The 25,168-nt window shown below is 64.7% G+C and carries 21 protein-coding genes; 18 read left to right on the forward strand and 3 right to left on the reverse strand.

Annotation, left to right across the window (positions count from 1 at the left end; genetic code table 11):
• Positions 1-3 precede the first annotated feature (3 nt).
• A complete protein-coding gene (gene leuD / locus AB4Y91_RS05315; RefSeq protein ID WP_441417450.1) occupies positions 4-606 on the forward strand; it encodes a 3-isopropylmalate dehydratase small subunit in 603 nt (200 codons plus the stop codon).
• 173 nt (positions 607-779) lie between these two features.
• Positions 780-2,528 (forward strand): hypothetical protein, encoded by a 1,749-nt coding sequence (locus AB4Y91_RS05320; protein ID WP_441417451.1) that lies wholly within the window; start codon positions 780-782, stop codon positions 2,526-2,528.
• Here the strand turns inward: AB4Y91_RS05320 and AB4Y91_RS05325 are convergent, their stop codons facing one another.
• On the reverse strand, positions 2,529-2,903 hold the full coding sequence (locus AB4Y91_RS05325) for a VOC family protein (protein ID WP_441417452.1): 375 nt from the start codon (positions 2,901-2,903) through the stop codon (positions 2,529-2,531).
• A 98-nt stretch (positions 2,904-3,001) separates the two neighbouring features.
• Positions 3,002-4,441, reverse strand: a complete 1,440-nt coding sequence (locus tag AB4Y91_RS05330) for an HNH endonuclease (RefSeq protein WP_441417453.1) — start codon at positions 4,439-4,441, stop codon at positions 3,002-3,004.
• 173 nt (positions 4,442-4,614) lie between these two features.
• Here AB4Y91_RS05330 and AB4Y91_RS05335 point away from each other — a divergent pair, with 173 nt between their 5' ends.
• From AB4Y91_RS05335 to AB4Y91_RS05355, 5 genes are all read left to right on the forward strand, one after another.
• On the forward strand, positions 4,615-5,124 hold the full coding sequence (locus tag AB4Y91_RS05335) for a TspO/MBR family protein (RefSeq protein WP_441417454.1): 510 nt from the start codon (positions 4,615-4,617) through the stop codon (positions 5,122-5,124).
• A gap of 139 nt (positions 5,125-5,263) precedes the next feature.
• Positions 5,264-6,589 carry a UDP-N-acetylglucosamine 1-carboxyvinyltransferase gene (murA, locus tag AB4Y91_RS05340; protein ID WP_175323955.1) on the forward strand — a complete coding sequence of 442 codons (1,326 nt, stop codon included), beginning with the start codon at positions 5,264-5,266 and terminating at the stop codon, positions 6,587-6,589.
• A gap of 10 nt (positions 6,590-6,599) precedes the next feature.
• Positions 6,600-7,403 (forward strand): lysophospholipid acyltransferase family protein, encoded by an 804-nt coding sequence (locus AB4Y91_RS05345; RefSeq protein ID WP_441417455.1) that lies wholly within the window; start codon positions 6,600-6,602, stop codon positions 7,401-7,403.
• On the forward strand, positions 7,400-8,461 hold the full coding sequence (locus AB4Y91_RS05350; RefSeq protein WP_441417456.1) for an NAD(P)H-dependent glycerol-3-phosphate dehydrogenase: 1,062 nt from the start codon (positions 7,400-7,402) through the stop codon (positions 8,459-8,461). Before AB4Y91_RS05345 ends, AB4Y91_RS05350 begins: the two co-directional genes overlap by 4 nt.
• Before the next feature lie 11 nt (positions 8,462-8,472).
• Positions 8,473-9,612, forward strand: a complete 1,140-nt coding sequence (locus AB4Y91_RS05355) for a D-alanine--D-alanine ligase family protein (RefSeq protein WP_441417457.1) — start codon at positions 8,473-8,475, stop codon at positions 9,610-9,612.
• Positions 9,613-9,645: 33 nt separating this feature from the next.
• On the opposite strand, the gene AB4Y91_RS05360 is transcribed toward AB4Y91_RS05355, so the two are convergent.
• Entirely contained in the window at positions 9,646-10,149 is a 504-nt protein-coding gene (locus AB4Y91_RS05360) for a DUF3515 family protein (protein WP_441417458.1), read from the reverse strand.
• A 113-nt stretch (positions 10,150-10,262) separates the two neighbouring features.
• Between AB4Y91_RS05360 and AB4Y91_RS05365 the strand changes: the two genes are divergently transcribed.
• From AB4Y91_RS05365 to AB4Y91_RS05415, 11 genes are all read left to right on the forward strand, one after another.
• Entirely contained in the window at positions 10,263-11,303 is a 1,041-nt protein-coding gene (locus tag AB4Y91_RS05365; protein ID WP_441417459.1) for an LCP family protein, read from the forward strand.
• 426 nt (positions 11,304-11,729) lie between these two features.
• Positions 11,730-12,095 carry a hypothetical protein gene (locus tag AB4Y91_RS05370; RefSeq protein ID WP_441417460.1) on the forward strand — a complete coding sequence of 122 codons (366 nt, stop codon included), beginning with the start codon at positions 11,730-11,732 and terminating at the stop codon, positions 12,093-12,095.
• A gap of 1 nt (position 12,096) precedes the next feature.
• Positions 12,097-13,362: a glycosyltransferase family 4 protein gene (locus AB4Y91_RS05375; RefSeq protein ID WP_441417461.1), complete on the forward strand. Its 1,266-nt coding sequence runs from the start codon at positions 12,097-12,099 to the stop codon at positions 13,360-13,362.
• Positions 13,359-15,116 (forward strand): glycosyltransferase family 4 protein, encoded by a 1,758-nt coding sequence (locus AB4Y91_RS05380; protein ID WP_441417462.1) that lies wholly within the window; start codon positions 13,359-13,361, stop codon positions 15,114-15,116. The genes AB4Y91_RS05375 and AB4Y91_RS05380 overlap by 4 nt, the downstream gene beginning before the upstream one ends.
• Positions 15,116-15,994: an ABC transporter permease gene (locus AB4Y91_RS05385; RefSeq protein WP_441417463.1), complete on the forward strand. Its 879-nt coding sequence runs from the start codon at positions 15,116-15,118 to the stop codon at positions 15,992-15,994. The genes AB4Y91_RS05380 and AB4Y91_RS05385 overlap by 1 nt, the downstream gene beginning before the upstream one ends.
• Complete coding sequence (locus AB4Y91_RS05390) at positions 15,987-16,880, forward strand: ABC transporter ATP-binding protein (protein WP_441417464.1); 894 nt, start codon at positions 15,987-15,989, stop codon at positions 16,878-16,880. Before AB4Y91_RS05385 ends, AB4Y91_RS05390 begins: the two co-directional genes overlap by 8 nt.
• Before the next feature lie 66 nt (positions 16,881-16,946).
• On the forward strand, positions 16,947-18,806 hold the full coding sequence (locus AB4Y91_RS05395; protein ID WP_441417465.1) for a glycosyltransferase family protein: 1,860 nt from the start codon (positions 16,947-16,949) through the stop codon (positions 18,804-18,806).
• A 7-nt stretch (positions 18,807-18,813) separates the two neighbouring features.
• On the forward strand, positions 18,814-20,124 hold the full coding sequence (gene wecC, locus AB4Y91_RS05400) for a UDP-N-acetyl-D-mannosamine dehydrogenase (protein ID WP_441417466.1): 1,311 nt from the start codon (positions 18,814-18,816) through the stop codon (positions 20,122-20,124).
• 133 nt (positions 20,125-20,257) lie between these two features.
• A complete protein-coding gene (locus AB4Y91_RS05405; RefSeq protein WP_441417467.1) occupies positions 20,258-20,953 on the forward strand; it encodes a hypothetical protein in 696 nt (231 codons plus the stop codon).
• 4 nt (positions 20,954-20,957) lie between these two features.
• A complete protein-coding gene (locus AB4Y91_RS05410; RefSeq protein ID WP_441417468.1) occupies positions 20,958-22,880 on the forward strand; it encodes a glycosyltransferase in 1,923 nt (640 codons plus the stop codon).
• Between the two features lies 1 nt (position 22,881).
• Positions 22,882-25,107 (forward strand): glycosyltransferase family 2 protein, encoded by a 2,226-nt coding sequence (locus tag AB4Y91_RS05415; RefSeq protein ID WP_441417469.1) that lies wholly within the window; start codon positions 22,882-22,884, stop codon positions 25,105-25,107.
• Positions 25,108-25,168: the final 61 nt, after the last annotated feature.

A 25,168-nucleotide genomic window follows, 5' to 3' on the forward strand; every position in this document is an offset into this window, starting at 1 on the left:
GCCATGGAAAAGTTCACCACCCACACCGGAATCGGTGTCCCGCTGCGCCAGAGCAACGTCGACACTGACCAGATCATCCCCGCCGTCTACCTCAAGCGCATCACCCGGACAGGGTTCGAGGACGCACTGTTCTCGGCCTGGCGCAAGGACCCGGCGTTCATCCTGAACCAGGAACCGTTCAGCGCCGGCTCCGTGCTGGTCGCCGGACCGGACTTCGGCACGGGCTCCTCACGCGAGCACGCCGTCTGGGCGCTGAAGGACTATGGCTTCAAGGCCGTGCTGTCCTCCCGCTTCGCCGACATCTTCCGCGGCAACTCGGGCAAGCAGGGATTACTGGCCGCCGAACTGGCGCAGGACGACATCGAACTGATCTGGAAAGTGCTGGAAAACGCTCCCGGCACCGAGGTCAGGGTTGACCTGGTCTCCAAAACGGTCGAATGCGGCAACGTGGTCGCGCCGTTCGAAATCGACGACTACACCCGCTGGCGCCTGCTCGAGGGACTGGACGACATCGGCCTGACCCTCCAGCACGAGGAAGACATCACCGCTTACGAGGCCACGAGGCCGTCGTTCAAGCCCACGACGCTGCCAGCCAAGCTGTCGTGAAGCGGGAATTCAAGCAGTCTTATCGTGCTGGCCGGGACCCGTGACGTAAGTCGAGGCTAGAAGAAGCTCAGGGTTTAACAAAACTGTTTAGTAATACGTTATGTTTAGGCGTCCTGTCCCGGAAATGAATTGAGAACAACGTGCCGTCAGTCCCGGTTGTATTTCATTCAACCGTGCGCCGGGCCGTTACGGAGAGCTACAGGGTTTTCCCGAACACCTACCTAATTGGTGACAAGGCCGGGGACGCGGCCTCTGGGCGGGTCGTTGTGGGTGCCCACGGCACTGGTGTGTTGCGCGGAAGACTCATCACCAGCACCCGTCTGGCCTCCGAGGTCGTCGAGCGGAATCCAAGGGCCTCCCTCAACGAGCTTGGCCAGGATCTCAGGGGCTCGCTCACGTTATATATCCTGGAGCCTGCCGCACGGCGGCTCAGCGTTCTTCCTGATCCGCTGGGCGGCGGTTTGGTCTTTGTTTGGAAAGGCGACGAGGGGCATGCTGTCTCGTCGGATCTGGCAGCACTAGTGTCGTTCCTGGATCTCATCGGCGCCGGGCCCAAGAAATCCCTGGAATACGTGGCCGCCTATGTGGCTACGGGCAGTGGCGGCCTGGTTGAGTCCAGTTACGAAGACATTGTTACCGTGCCCCAGTTCTCCTACATCGAAATTTCACCGGCCGGCGTTGTTGTTCGGGAATATCCGCAAAAGGGCGAATTCTTCGAGTCCACTATGTCTTACGATGACTCCCTTGAAGTCGCACAGGGAGAGATCGAAAGTAATGTTTCCGCTTTGAGAGAGTCGGAACATTCGCGAAAAATTGCCCACTTGACCGGCGGCGTGGATTCCCGAGTAGTTTTGGCCGCCGTTCTGGCCGGCGGTCAACAGTCTGAGTTCGCTTTCTATTGCTCGGGTGGACCAACCGAACCGGACAAGATGGTAGCCGAAAGCCTCGCGGTCGAGTTCGGACTGACGATGACAAATCACAACGGATTGGACATACGGACTTCTCCAGTCACCTTGGAGGACCAGTTGCTTTGGCCCTTTCAGCTCACCTCGGGGATTATCTCCGGTGTGGCGCACCCTGGAAATGCACCGACCGAAACAGCAATCGCGAGCGGGGGATACGGTGAGCTATTCCGCTCGTTCTATGACAAGGGTGACCCTCATTTCGGCACCGTGCGCGACGCCGCCGAGCGGATGTTCGGCCGTCTCGCTTTCGGCGGTGACGCCCGCCGTCGCCTGACCTCGGAAAAGTTCCTGCTAAGGGCTCAGCGCCAGCTTGCAGACGTTCTGGAATCAGCGGCGGCCAGCGGTGTCCGACCGGATGCCCGCCTGGACTTCGTGTATATGAACCGGCGAAACCGCTACTACGTCGGCGAGATCTCACGGTCGGTTTCAGCCGTCGCCGCACGGTTTGATCCCCTCTACTCTCCAGCCGGCGCATCACTTGGCCTGCGTATTGACGGAAAGATGCGACATGCCAACGTCATCGGCATGGACCTCATTGAGCGCATGTCCCCCGGCTTGTCTTTATTGCCCTTTGACACAGATAGGTTCGCCGGCGCCTATAGCGACCTACGGGGCGTACCTGGGCGGAAGCCGTTCAAAAGCTCGGAACGCCCGATCTACGACGACGCGAAAAAGATGCAGCCGGACAATGCGAGCAGCCTGAGCAGTGTCCGTCCCAGCCCGGCGGACATAGAACGGGCAGTGGCGCTTCGCATGAGTCCCCGCCTTGTTACGCAGTTCCCGAGTATCCGTGATGGCCTCAAGGAAATCATCACCGGACTGCCGAGGGGGGAGTTCGATTCGGTGTTCAACCGGCGAGCCGTGTCTTTACTGATCGACCGGGAGCCCACTCACCGCGCTTACTACCGGACGGCCCGCGACCTCTACGCCGCCTTGCTCTGGTACGCGCGAGGGTAGCTAGTGTTCGACGTCCTGGACTGTTCTGGACAGCAGGCAGAACTCGTTGCCCTCGGGATCAGCCAGTACCACCCAGCTCACGTCCGGGCCCTGGCCCACGTCCGTGCGCCGCGCCCCGAGGGCGAGCAGGCGTTCCAGCTCCTCAGCGGTGGATACACCGTCAGCCCGCAGGTCGAAGTGCAGCCGGTTCTTGACCGTCTTGCTCTCGGGCACTGCGATCACATCGATGGAAAGCCGGGACTTGTCCCGGGGCGCGATGCTGATGATGTCGCTATCGTCTTCGATAACATGCCAGTCGAGGACGGCGCACCAGAAGTCGGCCACCACCTTTGGCCGGACGGCGTCGATTGCAATGGTGGCTAGTTGGCTTGGCATGGCCCCACGATAGCCCAGCACCCCCTGCCGTGGACAAGGGGGCCTTCGACCAACCACGGACGCAAATGACCAGACAACGCCGTGGCCGGGCGGCGACTTCATGCAGCCGGTCGCGTCGCAAGGCGGACGACCATGATGGCCTTGGCCCGGTGCCTGAGCTTTCTGTCCTGGAGCGGAGGCTTTGGAGGGTCGATGGTGTCCCTGTCCTCGCCGGAGCGCGGTTGCGGCCGGCAGGGGACGCCGGTTCCCGGCAGCGGCGGGGCGGTGGAGTGGTAGCTGTGGCCGGTCGGCGTCGTTAGTTGGAGGGTGTGCCGGGGTCCGGGGCGGGGTTGTGCGTTCCAGCCGGGGGTTTCTTTGGTGTGGTTGCAGGCTTCGCAGAGCCCGGCGCCGTTGGCTGCTGTGGTGGCGCCGCCGGTGTGCCAGGGGATGATGTGGTCCAGGTGGCGGATGGGGGCGTCGCAGTAGGGGGTCCGGCAGGTGTCGTCCCGGGCCTGGATTAAGCGGCGCAGCCCTGCGGGGAAGATCCGGGCGCGGGAATCCATGGCCACGAGTTCGCCGGTGGCCGGCGCGGTGAAGAGCCTGCGGACCCAGAGGGCGAAGGCGCGTTCGTCGCTAGAGCCGCCCGGGGCTGCGCCACCGAAGTCTTTGAGTAGACTTCGGGCCCAGCCTGCGGGGACGATGCCGTAGCCGGGGAGGCGGGCGGGTTCGCTGTCGGCCTGGAAGAGGGTGCGGTCGGTCATGATGAGCTGGATGTCGATGCCGCTGATCCCGCCGGCTTTGCCGGTGGTGCGTTCGACCAGGGCATCGGCCATCAGCTGGCCCCGGGAACGGGGATCCCCGGCGGCCCGGGCAGCGTCTGCGTGCCTGGTGAGCGCCGCGTGCACGGCCACTCCCTCCGCGACCGGCAGCAGGGCGGTGAGGTAGCACATGGTGTCCGGGGCCGGGCGGAGGCTGACGTGGCGTTCGGTTTCGGCGTGGCCGACGCGCCCGGTGATGGAGCGCGGGTCCCGCCGGTACGCGGCGGCACGGGCCGCGGCGACGATGGCGCGGTCGCCCGCGCCGTCGAAGGTCCCGGCGTCGGGGGCGAGTTCCTCGTCGACGGCGGCCCGGTCGGCGGGGGACAGGCAGGCGGTTTCGCGGACCAGGAGGGTGGCGCGCCATTCGTTGAGCTGGCCGGTTTCCAGGGCGGCGAGGGTGTGCGGCATTTCGGTGACGAGGGCGTTGGCCAGGCCGAGGAGTCTCCCGCCTTTGGCGGGGGATTCGCGGCGGGCGAGGGCGAGCTGCGCGCCGACGCCGGTGCCGAGTTGGTCGGCGGGAACGCCGGCCAGGGATTGTTCGCGGCGCTGGGACAGGTCGAAGGCGACGGCGTCCCGGGCCTGCCGGACGGCCAGGGCTGACTTCAGGTCCTCCAGCTCGCGTGTTTCGTCGATGAGGGCCGCGGCGCTGGCCGGGGCCGGGATTCCGGCCAGGATCCGCGCAAGGTCCGCGACCGTTACGCTGTCCGTCAGAGCCACGTCGGGCCCTTGCTTGCCGTCCATAAAAACACGCTATCGGCCACCTCTGACACTTTTAGTGCAGAGTGGCGGGTGGCCAAGCCAGCGGTCCCTGCGAGGGACGTATCATCGGCCATACGGGAAGACCGTGCCCGGGGGAGACCTTGCCCCGGAGAGGACATCCCGCAGAAAGCGACCCGGAGCAAGAAGGAGTAGCTATGAAACTCATGACCGTGGTGTGGACGGCGGCTGCGACGGCCGCGACGGCGGCAGCCGGTGGAGTGGCGACTGACCCCGATGGTGCCTGGTACAGGAGGCTCCGCAAACCTGATTGGCAGCCGCCCGCCATCGCGTTTCCGGTCGTGTGGACAGCACTCTATGCGGACCTCGCCGTGAGCTCCGCCGTCGCGCTGGATAGCAGCGACGGGGCCGATGGCGCCGGCAGCGCCACGAGGCAACAGGAACTAACTGCATACCGCTCCGCTTTGGCAGCCAATCTCGTCCTCAATGCGTCGTGGAGCTGGCTATTCTGGCGCGCCCGCCGGCCATGGTTGGCAGCGGCGGAGTGCGCCGTGCTGACGGCGAGCAGCGTCGATCTGGTGCGGCGGACATACCGCCTGGACCGCCGCGCAGGAGTGGCTCTTGCCCCCTATGCCGCGTGGTGCGGTTTTGCCACAGCGTTGTCGACGGCAGTAGCGCGTCTCAATGCCGGAACGACGGCGAACTGAGCGAAGGGCAGTCAGCCGCGGACGAGTGGATCAAGCCGCCCTGAACCGCGCCGTATTTCAGATCGGTAACGCTAGCTCCTATGCTTAGCTGGAGCCTTTGTAAGGATTTGGGGGCGAGTAGTCGTGAGGAAACTAGTAAATGAGTAGTGTTCTGACAATCCGCGGAGGCGTCCCGCTGACCGGCCGCGTCACCGTTCGGGGGGCCAAGAATCTTGTCCCCAAGGCGATGGTTGCTGCCCTGCTGGGCAATGAGCCGTCCGTGTTGCGCAACGTCCCCGAAATTAAGGACGTTGAGGTTGTCACCAGCCTGCTCCAGCTCCACGGCGTCACGGTGGACAAGGACCCGGTCACCGGGGACCTGACGTTGGACCCGACCAACGCCAAGACGGCCTCGCACACGGCCATCGACGCGCACGCCGGCGACTCGCGCATCCCGATCCTGCTCTGCGGACCCCTGATCCACGCCATCGGCGAGGCCTTCATCCCGGACCTTGGCGGCTGCAAGATCGGCGACCGTCCGATCGACTACCACCTCAACGTGCTGCGCCAGTTTGGCGCCGTCGTGGAGAAGCGCCCGGGCGGCATCCACATCTCCGCCCCGAACGGCCTCAAGGGCGCCAAGATCGCGCTGCCCTACCCGTCGGTTGGGGCCACTGAACAGGTCTTGCTGAGCGCAACCCGGGCCGAGGGCATCACCGAACTCTCGGGTGCGGCCACCGAACCCGAAATTGTGGACCTCATCGCCGTGCTGCAGAAGATGGGCGCCATCATCAGCGTCCAGACCGACCGCACCATCCGGATCGAGGGCGTGCAGGATCTGGGCGGCTACAACCACCGGGCCCTCTCCGACCGCAACGAGTCCGCGTCCTGGGCCTCCGCCGCCCTGGTGACCCGCGGCGACATCTTCGTCGAAGGCGCCACCCAGCGCGACATGATGACGTTCTTGAACACCTACCGCAAGGTGGGCGGCGGCATGGACATCGGCGAGGACGGCATCCGCTTCTACCACCCCGGCGGAAAGCTCAACCCGCTGGTGCTGGAAACCGATGTGCACCCCGGCTTCATGACCGACTGGCAGCAGCCCCTGGTGGTGGCACTCACCCAGGCCGAGGGCGTCTCGATCGTGCACGAGACCGTGTACGAGAACCGCTTCGGCTTCACCGACGCCCTGATCCGGATGGGCGCCAGCATTCAGGTCCACCGCGAATGCCTTGGCAGTGTCCCGTGCCGGTTCGGCCAGCGCAACTTCCTGCATTCCGCCGTCATCTCCGGCCCCACGCAGCTCAAGGGCGCCGACATCGACGTGCCCGACCTGCGCGGCGGCTTCAGCCACCTCATCGCGGCCCTGGCCGCCACCGGCACCTCGCGGGTCACCGGCATCGACATCATCAACCGCGGCTACGAGCGTTTCACCGAGAAGCTCGCGGGCCTGGGCGCCGATTTCGACATCACGTCGGCCCGGTAGCGGGGACCACGTGAAGGAAACGGCCAAGAGCCACATCACCTTTGTCATCGTGGCCGGAATTGTCCGGCCCGTCATGAACCTGCTGATGAACAAGAAGTGGGAGGGGCTGGAGAAACTTCCCGCCGGCGGTTTCATTGCCGCGCCCAACCACTGCACCGAGATCGATCCGCTGGTGATCGGGCACATGCTCTATAACCAGAACCGGATGCCGCACTTCCTGGCCAAGGGCAGCCTGTTCAAGGTCCCGGTACTGGGTTCGGTGCTGCGCAACACCAAGCAGGTGCCGGTGGAGCGGTCGACGGCGGGTGCCAACCGTTCGCTGCAGGTCGCCAAGGAAGTCGTGGACGAGGGCGGCGCCATCATCATCTACCCCGAGGGCACGCTGACGCGCGATCCGGAGCTGTGGCCAATGAAGGGCCACACCGGTGCTGCCCGGATGGCGCTGGAAAGCGGCATCCCGGTGGTCCCGATGGCCCATTGGGGAGCGCATGAAGTCTTTCCGCGCTATGCCAAGCGCTTCCACGTGTTTCCCCGGAAGACCTCGCGCGTGCTGGTGGGCGACCCGGTGGACCTGAGTGCCTTCGCCGGACGGCCCCTGGACAAGGCGACGCTGAGCGAAGCGACCAACGTGATCATGGACGCCATCACAGAGTTGCTGGCAACGCTGCGCGGGGGACAGCCGCCGCTGGTGCGCTGGGACCCCTCAGCGCACAACCAGTCCACCCACGGGCGCTTCATCGAACGCGGCGGGAAGCCCGGCGCGGCCCCGGAAACTACCCCGGACAGTGGCACTGCCACGGGCGGTGCCAAGTGACGGTGGAGCTCCCCACCCAGGAAGCCACTGACTCGGCCACGTGCGTCGCCGTGCTCGGCGCCGGGTCCTGGGGGACGACCTTCGCGAAAATCCTCGCCGACGCGGCCACCGCCTACGGCGTTGAGCGCAGCATCCGCCTCTGGGGCCGCCGTGCCGCCGTCGTGGACCAGATCAACAGCGAGCACCGCAACGAGCAGTACCTCAAGGGCATCGCCCTGCCTGCCAGCATCACCGCCTCCACCGACGTCGCCGAGGTACTTAGCGGCGCCGACCTCGTGGTCCTCGCCGTCCCGGCCCAGACCCTGCGGCTCCAGCTGCGCGAATGGAAGGACCTGATCGGGCCCGGCGCGCTGGTGGTTTCCCTGATGAAGGGCTTGGAACTGCACTCGGACGCCCGCATGAGCGAGGTGATCTGCGAGGAGCTGGACATCCCCGCCGAGCGGGTGGCCGTGGTTTCCGGCCCCAACCTGGCCATGGAGATTGCCCGGGAGGAGCCGACGGCGTCGGTCGTCGCGTGCGCCGACGCTGCGGCGGCGGGCTGGATGGCCCGCAGCTGCACGGCACCCTACTTCCGGCCCTACACGACGTCGGATGTGGTGGGCGTCGAAATCGGCGGCATCGTCAAGAACATCATTGCGCTGGCCGTCGGCATCTGCGAAGGCAAGCAGATGGGCGACAACACCAAGGCTTCCGTGATCACCCGCGGCCTCGCCGAAACGTCCCGGCTGACGCTGGCCCTCGGCGGCGAAGCCCGGACCATGGCGGGTCTTGCCGGTCTGGGCGACCTCGTCGCCACCTGTTCCTCCGCGCTGTCGCGGAACCACACAGCCGGACGGCTGCTGGGCACCGGCCTGAGCCTGGAGCAGGTCACGGCCGAAATGACGCAGACCGCCGAAGGCATCAAGTCGGCGCAGGCCGTGCACGAGCTTGCCGGCAAGCTGGGCGTCGAGATGCCCATCACCGCCGCCGTCGTCGCGGTGCTGGCCGGAAAACTGTCCGTAGACGAACTGGGACCGCTGCTGCTGTCCCGGGACCTGAAATCCGAAGGCGATTACTAAGAGTGTCGGAAATGAACTTGACTCCAGAAGCCCGGTCCGGCCGGTCCAGGCCCCGGGTGGCGGTGCTGTTCGGCGGCCGCTCCAGTGAGCACGCGGTCAGCTGCGTCACAGCGGCCGGTGTCCTCGGCGCGATTGACCAGACCAAGTACGAGGTGATCCCGATTGGGATCGCCAAGACCGGCCAGTGGGTACTGGCCTCGGGAGACACCAATGATTGGTCGCTCTCCGCCTCCTCGCTGCCGGAAGTGGCGCCGTCGGACCAGACCGTGACGCTGGCCGAGATCAGCGGAGAACACCAGCTGATTGTGGCCTCTCCGAACCAGGTCCCGCAGGAGCTGGGCTCAGTGGACGTGGTCTTCCCGCTGCTGCACGGGCCGTTCGGCGAGGACGGCACCATCCAGGGTCTCCTGGAGCTCTCCGACACCCGCTACGTGGGCGCCGGCGTCCTGGCTTCAGCCGTTGGGATGGACAAGCACTACATGAAGGTGGTCTTCGAGTCCGCCGGCCTGCGTGTGGGTCCCTACATCACGGTGACGGACCGGCAGTGGCTCACCGACCCTGAGCTGGTGCGCAAGCGCGTGGACCAGCTCGGCTTCCCGGTCTTCGTCAAGCCCGCGCGGGCCGGCTCCTCGATGGGCATCTCCAAGGTGGACTCGCTCGAGCAACTGGACGCCGCGATTGAGGCTGCCCGGGAACACGATCCCAAGCTCGTGATCGAGGCCGGCATCGTCGGCCGCGAGATCGAATGCGCCGTGCTGGAAGGTCGCGGGACCGACGCGCCCCGCACATCCATGCCGGGCGAAATTTCGGTTGCCGGCGGCGGCCACGACTTCTACGACTTCAACGCCAAGTATGTGGAGGACGACGCCGCCGCGCTCAGCTGCCCGGCCGACCTCCCCGACGAGGCCATCGCCCGGGTCCGCGAGCTCGCGGCGGTCGCTTTCGACGCCGTCGGCGCCGAGGGACTCAGCCGCGTGGACTTCTTCTACACGCCCGAGGGTGAACTGATCATCAACGAGATCAACACCATGCCCGGCTTCACGCCGAAGAGCATGTACCCGCAGATGTGGAAGGCCTCGGGGCTGGGCTACGCGGAGCTGATCGACGAGCTGATCTATCTGGCCCTGCACCGCAAGACCGGCCTGCGCTAGGCCTTGCGCAGGCGGGCTTAGCTGCCGACGGGATTACTTGCCGGTCGGCAGGTTCTGCAGATCCTCTTGGCCCACGCATTTCCGGGTTGCCTTGATCTTCGCGGCCGGGGCGGCGAGCTCTGCCAGCACGGTGGCCGAGCTGATCTTGTTGGGGTCCATCAGGATTTCCGTGGCGGGTTCGCGCCCGAACGTGGTCAGCGTCCACACCGGGTTGCCTTCCTTGATCACCCAGTCGACGCCGTTGACGCTGACGCAACGGTCCGTGGTGGGGCCGGGGACGTTGACGCCGCAGCGCAGGACCACCAGTGACGGATCGCCCCACGCCGCCGTCGCCTGACTGTTGGTTTTGCGCAGTTTCGCATCGCCAAGGCTGTCTGGCAGCGCCAACATCATGGGCGCGCAGGCGGCGTTCGCTGCGTCCTTGGCAGGCGTGACGTCGACGACGGGGGAACAAGCGCTGAGCACGAGCCCGGCTACGGCGACGGTTGCGATTGCCAAAAGGCGAGGCGGACGCGGGGAACCGTGCGGGAGCTGCATCCCTCCAGCCTATCCCGGCGCTGAAGGTCCATCCGAACCAGAACATCCACGAGTACATGGCACAATGGGCCGAGCTATATCTGTTCGCCGTTACAAGAGTTGGGGACGCACTCATGCCCGTTGAAACTGAAGACCAGGCTCCCTACGAGGACGCCCAGCGGTCCCGCACCAGGAAGAAGAAGACTGCACGCAACGTCCTCCTCGGTGTCGTCGCGTTCTTTCTCGTCGTAGCCGTGGGTGCAGGGGTTTACGCCTTCAATCTGGCGAACAGCTTCAACTCCAAGTCGCAAAAGATCGAGCAGGCCTTTCCGGCGGAATCTGCGCGCCCGGCCGAAACTAAAACCGACGCCGTAAACCTGCTGCTGCTTGGCAGCGACAGCCGCGCCGCAACTCTCGGCGACGCGGAAGCCGGCGGTCCCTCGGACCAGCGCTCGGACACCATGATGTGGGTGCATATCCCGGCAGACCGCAAGAACATCTACATGATGTCCATCATGCGCGACACCTGGGTGCAGATTCCCGGACACGGGGAGGCAAAGATGAACGCTGCCATGGCACTGGGCGGTATTCCGTTGGTCGTCCAGACTCTGGAAGGCATGTTCGACACCCGGCTCGACCACGTCGCCGTGGTCGATTTTGAAGGATTCAAGGCGATGACCGACGCCCTGGGCGGCGTCAACGTCAACGTGCCAACGGCTTTCAATACCAAGCAGTTCTCGTTCGCCGCGGGAAAGCAGCAGCTCAGCGGTGAACAGGCCTTGGCCTTCGTTCGTGAGCGCAAAGCCTTCAGCGACGGCGATTACCAGCGCGTCAAGAACCAGCAGCTATTCCTGAAGGCACTCATGTCGAAGTTCCTCACGGCCGAGACGCTGACCAATCCGGTCAGGATCAGCAGCCTGGTGGATACCGTCTCGCCGTACGTCAGTGTCGACAAGTCTCTCGACGCGGCTGCGGTGGCCTCCCTGGCGGTGGGGCTGCGCAACGTCCGGACGGCAGACGTGGCCAGTTTCACCCTCCCCACCGCGGGCATCGGTACTTCGGCAGACGGACAGTCCATCGTACTGCGGGACGACGCCGCCATTGCCAAGGTAGCCGCGGCCCTGCGTGGGGACACGCTCGAGAACTTCATCAAGTCCATCGGGTCGGGTTCCTAGCAACGCGCCATTGTTCAGTGAATTGCCGGGAAGCCGGTAGGATGCTATCGGTGCCGACTCTGAACTGCGGCCCCGACGTAAAGTACGACGCTGAACTTACGACGTACCGAACAGGATTTTGCTTTGGGGGAACATTTGAAGACGTCACGCTGCGGCGGTTACCGGACTGCACTTAGGACGGCGGCGCTTGGCGCGGCCGCCGCTCTCGCCCTCAGCCTGGCTGTCGCCCCCGCACACGCGGAAGGTGATGGCACGCCTGCCCCTGATCCCATCGTGATCGTGGATCCGGCGCCTTCCGATCCCGCTCCGGCTCCTTCAGAACCAGCTCCTGCGCCGGACCCCGCCCCCACCGCGCCCGCCGGGCCGGTGTTTCCGCAGCCGGCCCCGTCCGTACCTGCACGTCCGGCCGTTCCGCCCGCAAATCCGGTGCCGGCCGCGCCGGTCGTCATTCCCGCCGCACCGGTCGGCCCGGCGCCCGAGCCGGTGGCGCCCGTGGTTCCCGCGGAGGCACCGACCGAGGCCGTCGAGGAAAGCACGCCTACGGTGACTCCTTCGGCTAGCGCCTCGACCGCGCCGGCGTCGGCTGCCCCATCCAAGACTTCCGCGCCGGAGCCGGCCCAGGCCAACCAGGTAACCCAATCCTCCCCGGTGATCCAGGCAGCAGTCGCCGCGGCAACCGGCAGCCCTTTCGGCGTGCAGCTGGTAACCGTTCTGGTCCTGCTGGCGGCGGGCTTTGCCTACTTCCGCGCCTTGGGTGCGAGGGGCCGCGTGACCTCCAAGGGCGGTCGCTAGCATGGCCCGGGCAGTCCGCCCGAATCCGTTCGAAACTCCTGCGCCAGCGGCCCGGCCCATTCGCGTCAGCCTGTTGGTGCATTCCTATTGGCCGGAGAGCAGCCCGCCCCAGCGCCGCTGGACGGCCCTGCTGAAGGAATTCTGTGCCACTGGCTGGGACGTCAATGTGATTACGCCCGTGGCCCACGCGCCGTCCGGACGGCGCGACCTACCTGCCAAGCTGGCAGGCCGTGCGTTCCGGCGGCAGAAGGGCCAGTTCTCTGAGCAGATCCGGCGCGTCCCCTACCTGCCGCATGGCAACTCCCAGCTGGCACGCTTTCTCGATCATTGTTTCTCTGCCGTCATGACAGTGCCGCTCGGACTGTTGACGCCGCGGCCCGACGTCGTCGTCGCCACCGCGCCGAGCCTGCCGATCCTTGCCGCTGGCTACCTTCTGGCCCGCCTCCGCAGGGTTCCTTTGATCGTGGAGATGCGGGACGCCTGGCCAGACCTTGCCCGTGACTCGCGCATGGTGAAGGGACGCGTCAAGAGCGTCGTAGAGGTGGCCGTCGATTTAATCCAGCATCGAGCCGACATGGTAGTTACGGTCACCGAAGGATTCGCCGAGACCCTGCGCGGACGCGGCATTAGGAACGTCGCCACGGTCAGCAACGGGTTGCATGTGGACACCATCCCGGTCCTGGGGCCGCCGGAGCCGGAGCGTGACACTTTTGAGGCCTTGTACCTCGGCAACCACGGCGCGAGCCAGCGGTTGGAAGTGGTGATCCGAGCCAGCGCGCTAGTAGGGGACTCCATGCACCTGCACCTGGTGGGTGACGGGACACGAAAGCCAGCGCTACAAAAACTGGCGCGCGAGCTCAACGCCCCGGTGACCTTCCATCCGTCCCTGCATGGCCCGGCCGTGATGGAGCGCTACGCCTCGGCCGACACCTGCATCGTCTCGCTCCGGGATGACTGGAAGTCGTTTGAAACGACTGTGCCGTCCAAGACTTACGAAGTCCTGTCCCTGGGCCGCCACGTCACGGCAATCGTCATTGGCGAAGCCGCCCGCATAATCACTGATGCCCAGGCCGGCGACATTGTGCCCAGCGGTGCGGAGGCTGTGGCGGAACTGTGGCGCGAGCTGGCCGCAGACCGCTCCCGTCTGGTGCGGGACGAGACCAGCCGGCAGTGGGTCAAGGAACATGCCGACTATTCCCTGCTGGCGGATCGGTACATGGGGCTGATCGAGGAACTGCTGAGCCGGGAGACGGTCTCTTCCCGATGACCCAGCTCTACCGTAATTTCCGGCTGGCCGCCGGGGTGGCCAGCAGCCACCTGACCGACGATCCACTGCTACTGCTCCTTCAGCTGAGCCGGCGCCTGCCGGCGCGCCTCGTGGGCCCGCTCTCCGCAGCGGTCACCCGTCTCGCTCCTCGGAATTCCGCTGCACTTCCCGTTCTCCTCGCCGCCCTGGTGGGCGGAGCCGGCGCCGACGTGCAGCGGCGGCTTTCCCTCGCCGCCGCAACCGCAGCGACGGGGGAGCGCGCCCGCCGGCTCGCCGACGTCGCCCTCGCCGCCCAGCTGCCCGGCCTCGTGGACGGATTCCTGGAATGCGCGGCAGGTGCTAACGGTCTGGCCCAGGCACGCGCGCGCCGCTTTTGGTACGACGGCGCGTTGAGCGACGCCGTCTCGGTGCTGGAGGACGCTGTGCGCGACGGCGCGGGGCACGGCGCGCGGGGGCAGCGGGCACGGCTCGCAGCAGAGCGGGACGTCCTTGCCGGGCTGGCCGCGCCGGACCTGAAGCCTACGGAATGCAGTCCCGTCCCCGGGCGGGTGCTGCATCTGTTGACCAACTCCCTGCCGCACACCGCCAACGGGTACGCGCAACGGTCACACTCCATCCTTGCCGCTCAGCAGGCTGCAGGCTGGGACGTCCTGGCCGTGACCAGACTGGGCTACCCGGTCCAGGTCGGCAAGATTTTCGCGAAGCCGTTCGATGTGGTGGACGGTGTCCGTTATCGGCGGCTCCTTCCGGCAAAGCTGTCAGCAACCATGGATGCGCGGCTGCAGCAGCAGGCCGAAGAGCTGCTGGACATCGTGCTGAAATTCAAGCCCAGCGTGCTGCACACCACCACGCACTACGTCAACGCCCTAGTGGTCCGCGCCGTTGCCCAGGCCGTGGGCATTCCCTGGGTGTATGAGGTGCGCGGGCAGCTGGCCGACACCTGGGCCTCGACGCGGGGTGCGGAGGCCAAGGAGAGCGAACGCTACCGACTGTTCCAGGAACGCGAGGCCGAGGTCATGCGGGATGCTGACCTGGTGGTCACCTTGGGTGGTGCCATGAAGGCCAACATCGTGGCTGCCGGCATCCCGGAAGCAAAGGTGCTGATTGCGCCGAACGCTGTAGGCGGTGACTTCCTTAAGGAGCCGCTGGATGCCGACAGCGCCCGCCGTGAGCTTGGGCTCAACGGTGGCGGACAGTACATCGGCACGGTCAGCAGTTTGGTAGCCTATGAGGGTCTCGACTGCCTTATCGACGCGTTTGCACTGCTGGCTTCTCAATTTCCGCACCTCAAGCTGCTGATCGTAGGAGACGGTGTCTCCCGCCCCGCGCTCGAGGTTCAAGCACGCCAGTCAGGCTATGGCGACCGCATCATCTTTACCGGGCGGGTACCGCGCGAGCAGGCGGTGCGCTACCACCAGGCTTTGGATATTTTTGTGGTGCCACGCAAGGATCTTGAAGTGACCCGGTCCGTGACGCCCCTCAAACCCGTGGAAGCATTGGCCTGTGCCCGCCCGGTGGTGGCGAGCAGGCTCCCGGCGCTGGCGGAGATTGTCGAGGACGGGTTGACCGGACGCTTGGTCACAGCTGACGATCCGGTGGCGTTGTCCGAGGCAATTAGGGAATTGCTGTCGGACCCTGAGCTTGTGGAGCAAATGGGCGCGGCGGGCCGGTCCCGGGTATTGCGGGAAAGAACATGGGCTGCCAACGTGGTGGCCTTGGCAGCGGAGCTGGGAAAGCTGGGAGTGACCATCTGATGAGCATCAAGGAACAGGCCGAGGCCCCCACCGTCTCTGTGCCCGTCAACCTCGCCCGGCTGAGCAAGGTGGGCCAACGGCCCGATCTGCTGGACTACTTAGTGCAGCTTTGGGACCGGCGGAGTTTTATTTACTTTGATGCCCGAGCCCGCGTTGCCAGCGGCCACGACAAGACCAACCTGGGAATTGCGTGGCTGGTAATCACCCCATTGCTGAACGGGTTGAGTTTCTACCTGATCTTTGGCATGTTGCTGGGTACAAGCAAGGGCATCGACAATTTTATCGGCTACCTGCTGATTGGAACGTTCACCTTTCAGATGAGCACCCGTTCCATCACTAGTGGGGCGAAGTCGCTGACCAGCAACACGTCCATGATCCGGGCCTTCCAGTTTCCGCGAGCTGCACTGCCCCTGGCGGTTAATGTCCGGGAACTGTTGTCGAACATCCCGGTGACCATCGTCATGCTGCTTTTCATCATCTTTACGGCCCCTTCCGAGGTCATCTCCTGGCGCTGGCTGCTGATCTTCCCGGCGATTGCACTGCAGTTCTTTTTCAATCTGGGAATAGGGATGCTGCTTGCCCCGATCATTCTTAGAATTCCAGACCTCGGGATGTTGCTCTCCTTCGTGATGCGCCTGTGGATGTACGCCTCTGCCGTCTTCTTCGCGGAGGACCGCTTCGACAATCACCCGGCACTCCGCGCCATCATGGATTACAACCCCGTATACCTGGTCATCAAGATCATCCGTGACTCGGTGCTGTACGACACCACTCCTTCCTGGCGCACGTGGGCTGTATTGTCCATCTGGGCACTGGCGTCGGTGGCTGTGGGGATCATAGTTTTCTGGCGCGGAGAGGAGCGATATGGACGTGTCTGAGGTTTCGAAGGTATCCGGAAAGCCGCTGACGGATCCCACCGTGGTGGTGGACGAAATATCGGTCGTTTACCGGACCAAAAATCAGTCAGGAGGAAGGACAAATGCTCCGACGTCCGGACTGAAGGCATGGCGGGCCTCCCGCCGCGGCGATGCCCAGGTGCGGACGACGGCGCTGAGCAAAGTGTCCTTCGTGGCCCATCAAGGGGACTCCATTGGCGTCATCGGCCGCAACGGCTCCGGCAAGAGCACCCTGATGAAGGTTCTGGCGGGCCTGATCATTCCGGACGAGGGTACGGTTTATGCCGCCAGCAATCCGGTTCTGCTCGGTGTCAACGCGGCCCTGATCACTTCCATGTCTGGCGCACAGAATATCCGCTTAGGTTGTTTGGCGATGGGGATGAGCCACGCTGAAGTTGATGCGAAGTTCGATGACATCGTTGAAATGTCCGGCTTGGAACACGAGATCTACCACCCGATGAAATCGTATTCCTCGGGCATGGGTGCCCGTCTCCGCTTTGCGATCGCCGCGGCCGTGGACCCGGAGATCCTCCTCGTGGACGAAGCCCTCAATACCGGTGACGCGCAGTTCAAGGACCGCTCCAAAAAGCGCATGGAGCAAGTGACTAACCAGGCGGGAACCGTGTTTGTGGTCAGCCACAGCCTGGGGACGATTACCGACATGTGCAACCGAGCCATCTGGATCGACAAGGGCGACTTCATCATGGACGGAACCCCCGAAGAAGTGGCCAAGGAGTACAAGAACTTCATCTGGCGCATGAACGAGGGCAACGCCGACTATGGCCGAAAGATCCGCGCCGAGCTGATGGCCAGTCTGCCGGAAATGCGGACCACGCTGCTGCCCAACGGCTGGAAGCGGTCCCGCTAAGCCATGGGATTTCGAGACAAAGCCGCCTACTGGCGCCGCGCCCTGTGGCATGCCCGCCAAGGCGGCATGGGACAGGTCAAAAGCTACCTCCACCGCAGTGGATCCGAACGCGAGGAGGCCAGCCTGGCTGGCGTCCGCGGCGCGGAGGGCGCGTGGCGCGGGCTGGGACGGGGCCGCCGCCTAATCTTTCGGGAAACGTCCATCGGTACTGGGGAGCCGCGCAACCCGCAGCTCCGCGTCGGCATCATAATGGATGATTTCTCTGCGGCGGCGTTCGCGGCAGAATGGACGGTCGTCGCGCTCAGGCCCGACAGCTGGGAGGTCCAGCTCCGGGACGAGGGGCTGGACTTCGTCGTTGTCGAGTCCGCCTGGTCCGGGAACGCCGGGCTGTGGCGGGGCAAAATCACCAGCACTGCGGGCCCATCCCCCGCTTTCCGGCAATTGATCGCAGGCTGCCGGGCGGCCGGACTGCCGGCGGTCTTCTGGAACAAGGAGGATCCGCCGCATTACGAGGACTTCCTCCCCGCCGCCAGACTGTTCGACCACGTCTTCACCACCGACGCGAACATGCTCCCGCGCTACCGGTCGGACCTGGGCCACAGCAGGGTGTCCGTGCTGCCGTTCGCAGCGCAACCGCGGATCCACAACCCCGTCAGGCCCCGGCACGGTTGGCATGGCCGGGAGATCGCCTTCGCCGGGATGTATTTTGCCCACAAGTATGAGGACCGCCGGCGGCAGATGGATTACTTGCTGGGTGCCGCCGTGGACGCGACGGTGGGCAAGCGTCCGGGGTTCGAGATCTTTTCGCGACAGCTCGGCGGGGAGCCGCAGTACCAGTTTCCCGGACTTCTCAAGAAGCATGTGGTGGGGTCGCTGTCCTATAAGCAGATGCTCACCGCCTACAAGGCGTACAAGGTGTTCCTTAACGTCAACTCGGTTACGGACTCGCCATCGATGTGCGCCCGGAGGATATTCGAGATTACGGCGGCCGGGACATGCGTGGTGTCAACGCCCAGCGCGGCCATCACGGAATTCTTCCCGGAGGGCGAGATCCCCACGGCAGACACCCGCGAGGCTGCCACCCACCTGCTGAAAGCCCTCACCGCCAACCCGGACTATGCACAACGCCTCGTCCACAAGGCCCAGCGCAGGATCTGGGCCGAGCACACGTACAGCCACCGGGCGCAGGCCATCGCGGGGGCCGCACAGCCTGCGTTGTCCTCACCGGCAGCCAGGCCCCAGGTATCCGTCCTGGTATCGAGTTTCCGGCCGCAGCAGCTGGACCATGTCCTATCCGGTGTTTCCGCCCAGCAGGGCGTCGATGTCCAGCTGGTCTACCTCGCCCATGGTTTCCAGCTGGACGCCGGCGCGTTCCGGCGACAGTGCCTGGCAGCCGGGCTTGCCGACGTCGTCGTACTCCAGGAACCGCAGCAGACGACGCTCGGAGAGTGCCTTAATGCCCTGGTGGCGGGCGCGGACGGCCGGTTCGCCACCAAATGGGACGACGACGATGTTTACAGCCCGCTCTACCTGGGCGACCAGGCCCACGCCCTGATGTACTCAGAAGCCGAAGTGGTGGGCAAGCGGGCGCATTACATGCACCTTGCCGGCGCAGGGGCGACCATCCTGCGCAACCCGCAGCTGGAGCACCGATACGTCGAAGCCGTCTCCGGGCCCACGATTTTCACTGCCACGGACACGTTCCGACGTCTTCCTTTCGAGCCGCTGCAACGCGGAGAAGATTCGCGCTTCCTGAGCGACGTGATCGAGGCGGGTGGCCGGATCTACTCGGCGGACCGATTCAACTACTGCCAGATGCGCAGCGCTGACGTTTCGTCGCACACCTGGCCCATTACCAATGAAGAGCTCTTGGCTTCTTCAAAGATTCAGTTCTTCGGTTCGCCCGAAGACCACATTTCTGTTTAGGGGAGACATGGACGAGACGATTTTTGATGTTGCGGTCATCGGACTCGGCTACATCGGCCTGCCCACGGCGGCCAGTTTTGCCGCCAAGGGCAAGCACGTGGCCGGCGTCGATGTTAAGCAGGCGACCGTTGACGCCGTCAACCGCGGCGAAGTGCCCTTTGTGGAGCCCGACATGGCTGTGGTGGTCTCCGGCGCGGTCAGCCTGGGATACTTGGTGGCCATGACCACGGTGCCGGCCGCGGATGCGTACATCATCGCTGTGCCCACACCGCTGGCCGAGGGCAAGGGCGCTGACCTTTCCTACCTCCGCAGCGCCGCTGAGGCGCTGGCGCCGAAGCTCCGAGGCGGCGAACTCGTGGTCCTGGAATCGACGTCCCCTCCGGGAACCACGGAGCGCTTGGGTTCCTACCTCATGGAACTCCGCCCGGACCTGTCCCTCGACGCAGCCGGGGGCCACGGGCAGGTGCACGTGGTGCACTCCCCGGAACGCGTGCTGCCTGGACGTATCATGATCGAAATCGTCACGAATGACCGCGTCATTGGCGGCCTCACGGAGGAAGGCGCACAGCTGGCCAAGCGGCTCTACGAAGTCATCTGCCAGGGACAAATCCTGCTGACGGATGCTACTACCGCCGAGATGACCAAGCTGGTGGAGAACACTTTCCGTGACGTCAACATCGCCTTCGCCAATGAACTGTCAATCATTTGCGACAAGCTGGGCATCGACGTGTGGAAGCTGATCGAAATGGCGAACCACCACCCGCGGGTCAACGTGCTGCGCCCCGGTCCCGGAGTCGGCGGGCACTGCATTGCCGTGGATCCATGGTTCATTGTGGACGCCGTCCCGGAGCACGCCGGCTTGATCCGTACCGCCCGGGAGGTTAACGATTCCAAGCCATACCACGTTGTCCGGCAGGCAGTGGGGGCCCTCGCTGATAAGCCGGGCGCCACCGTTGCGGTCCTGGGCCTGGCCTTTAAAGCCAATATCGACGACGTCCGCGAGTCGCCGTCCGTGACGATCGTGCAGGAACTCGTGAAGCAGCTGCAGGCGAGCACCATCCTGGTTGTCGACCCCCACGTGGAGGAGCTCCCAGCTGCGCTTGCCGGGTCCGGCCTCTCCAGGCTTCACGGCCAGGACGAAGCTATAGCAGCAGCAGACCTGGTGCTGCTCCTGGTCGATCACGATGACTTCCTGACCGTTGACCCGGCGTCCCTGGAAGGCAAGCAGGTCATCGATACTAAGGGCATCTGGAACCAGCCGGACGTTGCGGAAGCCAGCCTCCAGCACATTCCCGTGGGAGCCAGCGCCGGTGGATAGGCGAGCCCAGAGCGTTTCAGCGCCGATCGAAGAGCAACTCCGCCAGGCTGGTTTTGTCCTAAAAGCCCTGCACACCCCGCGACGCGAAACGCCCCTTGTCAGGGTCCTGGTCCAGGCCGCAAAGTCGTCGGACTTGGAGATTGCGGGGACCGTCGCATCGCTTTTCGGCTCCGCTAACCAGGATTTCGCCGTAGCCATCCTTGGTGGGGCCGGCGCCCGGCCCCAGCTGGAGCAATGGCTCGCCACCGACCGGCGGTTTTCGTTCGTCGGCACTGACGGAACTGATCTCCTCGAGGCCCGCTTTACCTTGGTGCTCAGCGCCGGAACGGCCTTGGGCTTGCATTCGCTCGAGGCAATGATCGAGAGCCTGAAGCAGTCGGAGGCGCTGGTGCTACGGGCACTGGTGGATGGTCAGCCCGGTGCGATTGAACTTTGGGAGACGGACACCCTCCGGAGGCTGTCGGAGCAAGGCGACCCGGAAAAGTCTGCGCGCAAGGCCGGTGGCGAGCGTTGGGTATCGGGGAACGCACTGGGCCTGCACGACTTTCGACGTCCCAAGCCCAAACTGCATTTGCGCAAGGGCGCTGCCGCAGCCCTTGACCTCAACATCGTGGTGAGGGACCTTTCGGACAGTGCCACCCGTCAAGACTACGAGGAGCGGATTCGGCAGCTGGAAGCAAAATTGAGGAAGTCCGAGATGGAGCGCCGCCGCCTGGAGCAGGGGTTTGCGCCGAACCGCGGCCTTTCCCGGGCCCGAGCGATCGCCCGGAAAGGTCCTGCCTACATTCTGGTCCGCCTCAAAGCCCGCACCGGCCGGGGCGGGAGCTAACAGCATGCAGATCAAGAGCGTGTCGGTGGGCTCGGCGGCGTACCCCATGGCGAAGCTGGCGTTGGATCTGGGTTTGGACTATGCCCGCACGGACTGGGAGCACCGCGATCCAACAGCAGGCTCCGACTGGGAACACGGCGTTGCGGCGGAACAGTTATGGTGGGACAGCTATGTTGTGCAGGCGGAATCGCTGGCCGAGGCCCGGGTCCTGCTGCCGTTATTCCGCAGCGAGGGACGGGCGCATCGCTTTGTGCTTGTCATTCGAGGACTCTTCCCGGCGGAGGACATGCCGGCCTGGACTCCGCGCAGCCTCCAGGTCAAGGCTGGCACTTCCGCGCTGACCGTGCCGGGGCTCGGCCTCGCGGTTGTAGTCGAAGGGGGCAAATGGGTGAATGTCCATGCTGCCGCCGTCGCGGCACTGCGTTGTGCGTCGCCAGCCAACCGTCCGCCTGTGCTGGGGGGACTGCGCGTGGGCTTCACAGAGCCAGCTGACCTCGCTTGGCTGGCCGGGGACACCCTGGGCAGCTTCATGACCGAGGCGCTGCTGCAGCCCGAGTCGGATGACATCTATCCCGTAGACGTACTCGTGGGGGACAGGAAGCTCACGCAGCAGCTGGGCGGACACATCCCGGTCCACCCTGGGCGGGTAACCCCGCCAGTATGGACTCCGACGGGGACGGTACTGCCTCCTGTTGACACCGCAGTTGTTTCACCGATGGGTTTCCTGCCGTACCCGGACAAGCCTGCGCGGCCGCTCGAGCCGTTCGAGCTCGCCGGGGGAGTCCTGCACGAATCGGACCTCGCCGCCCTGCGGCCGCATGACTACCTTGAGGTAGATGGCGACAGCTTCGGCGGGCTGGACTGGGAGCTGGCCCGGCGTCTGAGCCAGCTGGCTGTCGCCGGAGTGCCCCTCCTGGCGCGGAATTTGGCTGCCCCAGTTCGGACCCTGCTCGGTGATCAACTCCTGGAACACCTTGACGCTTTCGACGCCGCCGACCCGCCGGTATTGAGGGAATCGAAGTCGATTGGGCTTCGGCGGGCAGCATTGGATCTTTACAGCCCGAAGGCCGTTTGGAACACCGTGCTGGGCGAGCTGGGCAAACCACCACTCCCGCTGCCCTCCGTGAGCGCGGTGCTGGCTACCCGCCGGCCCGAGAAGCTGGTGTCCGCCCTGGAACGGCTGGCACGCCAGAGCTGGAAATCCGTGGAGGTGGTGGTGGTGCTTCACGGCTTCGACGCGGAACATCCGGAGGTCCAGCGCGCCATCCAGACGTACCCCGGCGAGCTGTTGGTGCGCTCCGTCCCGGCGGACATGATCTTTGGCGAGGTGCTGAACGTCGGCGTCAACGCCGCCAGCGGCGATCTGGTCTGCAAGATGGACGACGACGACTGGTACGGCCCGCACCACCTGCGCGACCTCGTTCACGCCAAGGACTACAGCGGTGCCACCTTGGTGGGCTCGCAAGTTGAGTTCGTGTACCTGGAGAGTCTGGATATCACCACCCGCCGGCCTCCGCTCGGCGAGCAGTACTCGGACCACGTGGCCGGCGGCACCATGATGCTGGGCCGGGACGAGCTTCGCCAGCTTGGCGGATGGAGGCCTGTGCACCGCGCCGTTGACCGATGCCTCCTCCTCGCTGTCCAGGCCGCTGGCGGACTCATTTACCGCTCGCACGGCCAGAACTACATGATGCACCGCCACTCCGGCGCGGATTCTCACGGCGGCCATACTTGGAATCCGGAAGACAGCACCTTCCTGCAGAGTGTTGCGGAGCAATGGGACGGCTTCCGGCCGCCGCCACAGCTTGACGTAAGGAAGGGCGCCACGGGCGCCCGCGCCCAAGCCTTCCGCAGCCATTTTCGAGTGTCTCCCAGTAGCAGGCACTTGCAAGTCGATGAACAACTCGATGCCACCCCGGGGGAATAACTTGAACATCAGACAGCTCATCCGCAGAGCCAGGAAGCTTGCGCCGAAGAAGAAGGCCGCGGCGGCGGGGATGGCTGTTCTGTTCTTCACAGCTCTCGCGGGGGCCTACTTCCACTCCGTGTTCATCCTGGTCCCGGCCCTGTTACTGGTGGCTGTAGCCCTGCTAGCTGGACTGGGAAGGATGGATACTGCGCTACGGCAGGCCCGACGAGCGGCCATAGTGTCAGCACCCTTACCGATCCCCGCTCCGGAGCGGAAGGAAGCCGGGGGTGTGGGGCCTGCCCATTGGTGGGGTACGGGCGCAAATATCCCGCCTGCCAGACTGGTTCAACGGCTGACGAAATTCCGCTCCTTTGACGGCCGGGACGTGCTTGCCCGAAGCGTGACGTCAGGTCGCTGGGACTGGCAGCAGATGGAACATGTCCTCGAGCTATTCCGGCTGGGCGGCCTGGCACAGGAATCGATCCTCAGCATCCTGGACTCGACCGCCAAGGGCAGGCTGCTCCTACTGGCGGACACCTGCTACCGGCAAAACCTCCGCAAGGACGACATTCTTAACGCCAGCACGATCTATCAGTATGTCTACGGCAAGCTGGGTCCGAAACACTTCCAAGGCAAACGCCGCAGTGAGTTTTTCCTTGATGCCCTGGCGCAGACGGGACGTGGCGATCAGACCCTGGAACTCGAGGGCCTCTACGACGCCGATACCAAGAATCCCAACGATCTCCATCTCTACAGGGCCAACGCAAAGAATCCTTTCCGTCACCCGTCCCGCACGGAAGACGAATGGATGGCGGAGATCAATGCCATGTACGAAGCCGCTGGCCTCGCACCGATTCGGCTCAAAGACGGCGCTGAGCCGGCCTTCCTCCGGCTGTCCACTGATCTCGTACCGGCTGTGAACGAAGGGCCGCTGGTAACGATCGTGATGCCGGTCTTCCGCCCAGACGCATCTACCGATCTGGCGATCGAGTCCGCGCTTGCTCAGAGCTACCGGAATATCGAAGTCATCATCGTTGACGACGGTTCCGGAGACGCTTTTACGGACCGGCTTGGGAAGTGGAAACTTGCGGACCCGCGGGTAAAAGTTGTGCGCAATAAGCCGAACTCGGGCGCCTACACCTCCCGTAATATCGGATACTCCTTGGCCGCCGGCGAATTCATCACCATCTTCGACGGGGACGACTGGCAGCACCCTCAAAAGGTCGAAATGTTGGTGGCGGCGGCCATCAGGCAGGAGGACCACCGCCTCGTCTCCGCACCGTGGTCTCGTGTAGGCGAGGATCTAATGTTCCACTACCGGGGCTGGAGGGGAGCCTACGTAACTCCCGCCCACGTCTCGGCGATGTTTCCGGTAAGCGTCATCAGGGAGCGCTTGGGCTACTGGGATGCCGTTCGAAAAGCGGCAGACACCGAGTTCATTCTTAGGTACCAAATCCTGGTGAACGACGAGGAAGTTCTTGAAGTCACCCAAGCACCGCTGACGCTGTCGCTGGTGGGCTCCACCAACCTGTCCATGGAGGACTTCCGGATGGGCTACCGCTCGCCTGACCGGGTGGCCTACCGGGCCGCCTACGAGCATTGGCACCGCCAGATCCGCCGCGGCCGCCACAGCGGCTTCCTGGACTTTCCCTCTGTTCGGCGTGCCTTCCCGGCGCCCGCGAGATTCCTGCCCGCCCGGCCAGAGCGGGTTGAACTAGACGTGCTCTTTGTCGGGGACTTTGGAGCCACTAGGGAGCGCGCGTCGGCGATGTGGCACGACATCGACGAAGCGCGGTCGGCGGGACGAAGGCTCGGGATGATGCATATACCCAGCATCCTGAACACCATTTCGTTTGACACATCTTTCAGCGAGGAATTGTTGGACGAATTCGCCGCGCAACGGCTGACCCGGGTGGAACTGACCGACGATGTTCGTTCCCGGATCGTCAAGGTTTACGACCCCACCAGCTTCCAGTTCACGCGTGAATTACGGGGCGGACATACAGCGGACACTATAATGGTTCGAGCTTCCGAGCCTCCTTTCAACCCGCACACTGGAGCACACGCATATGCCGTTACGACCGTCGCCCGCAACCTTGGCGCGATCTTTGGCGGAGCCGTTCAGTGGGCTTCGGAGGACTCTGACGTGGCCGCCGTTCTGGAACGGTCCCTTGGCAACCCGGTTGAAGTGGAGGTTCCGGACAGCGAAGTTCTGGAGTTCGTGCCGGCCGTTGGCGAAGGCTAGAACTGCGCCGCGGGCGACTGCCGAACTCGGCGCAACGGCGGCGCGGCCCGTCCCAATCGAC

The organism is Arthrobacter sp. YAF16 (assembly GCF_052113385.1).
GTDB lineage: Bacteria > Actinomycetota > Actinomycetes > Actinomycetales > Micrococcaceae > Arthrobacter.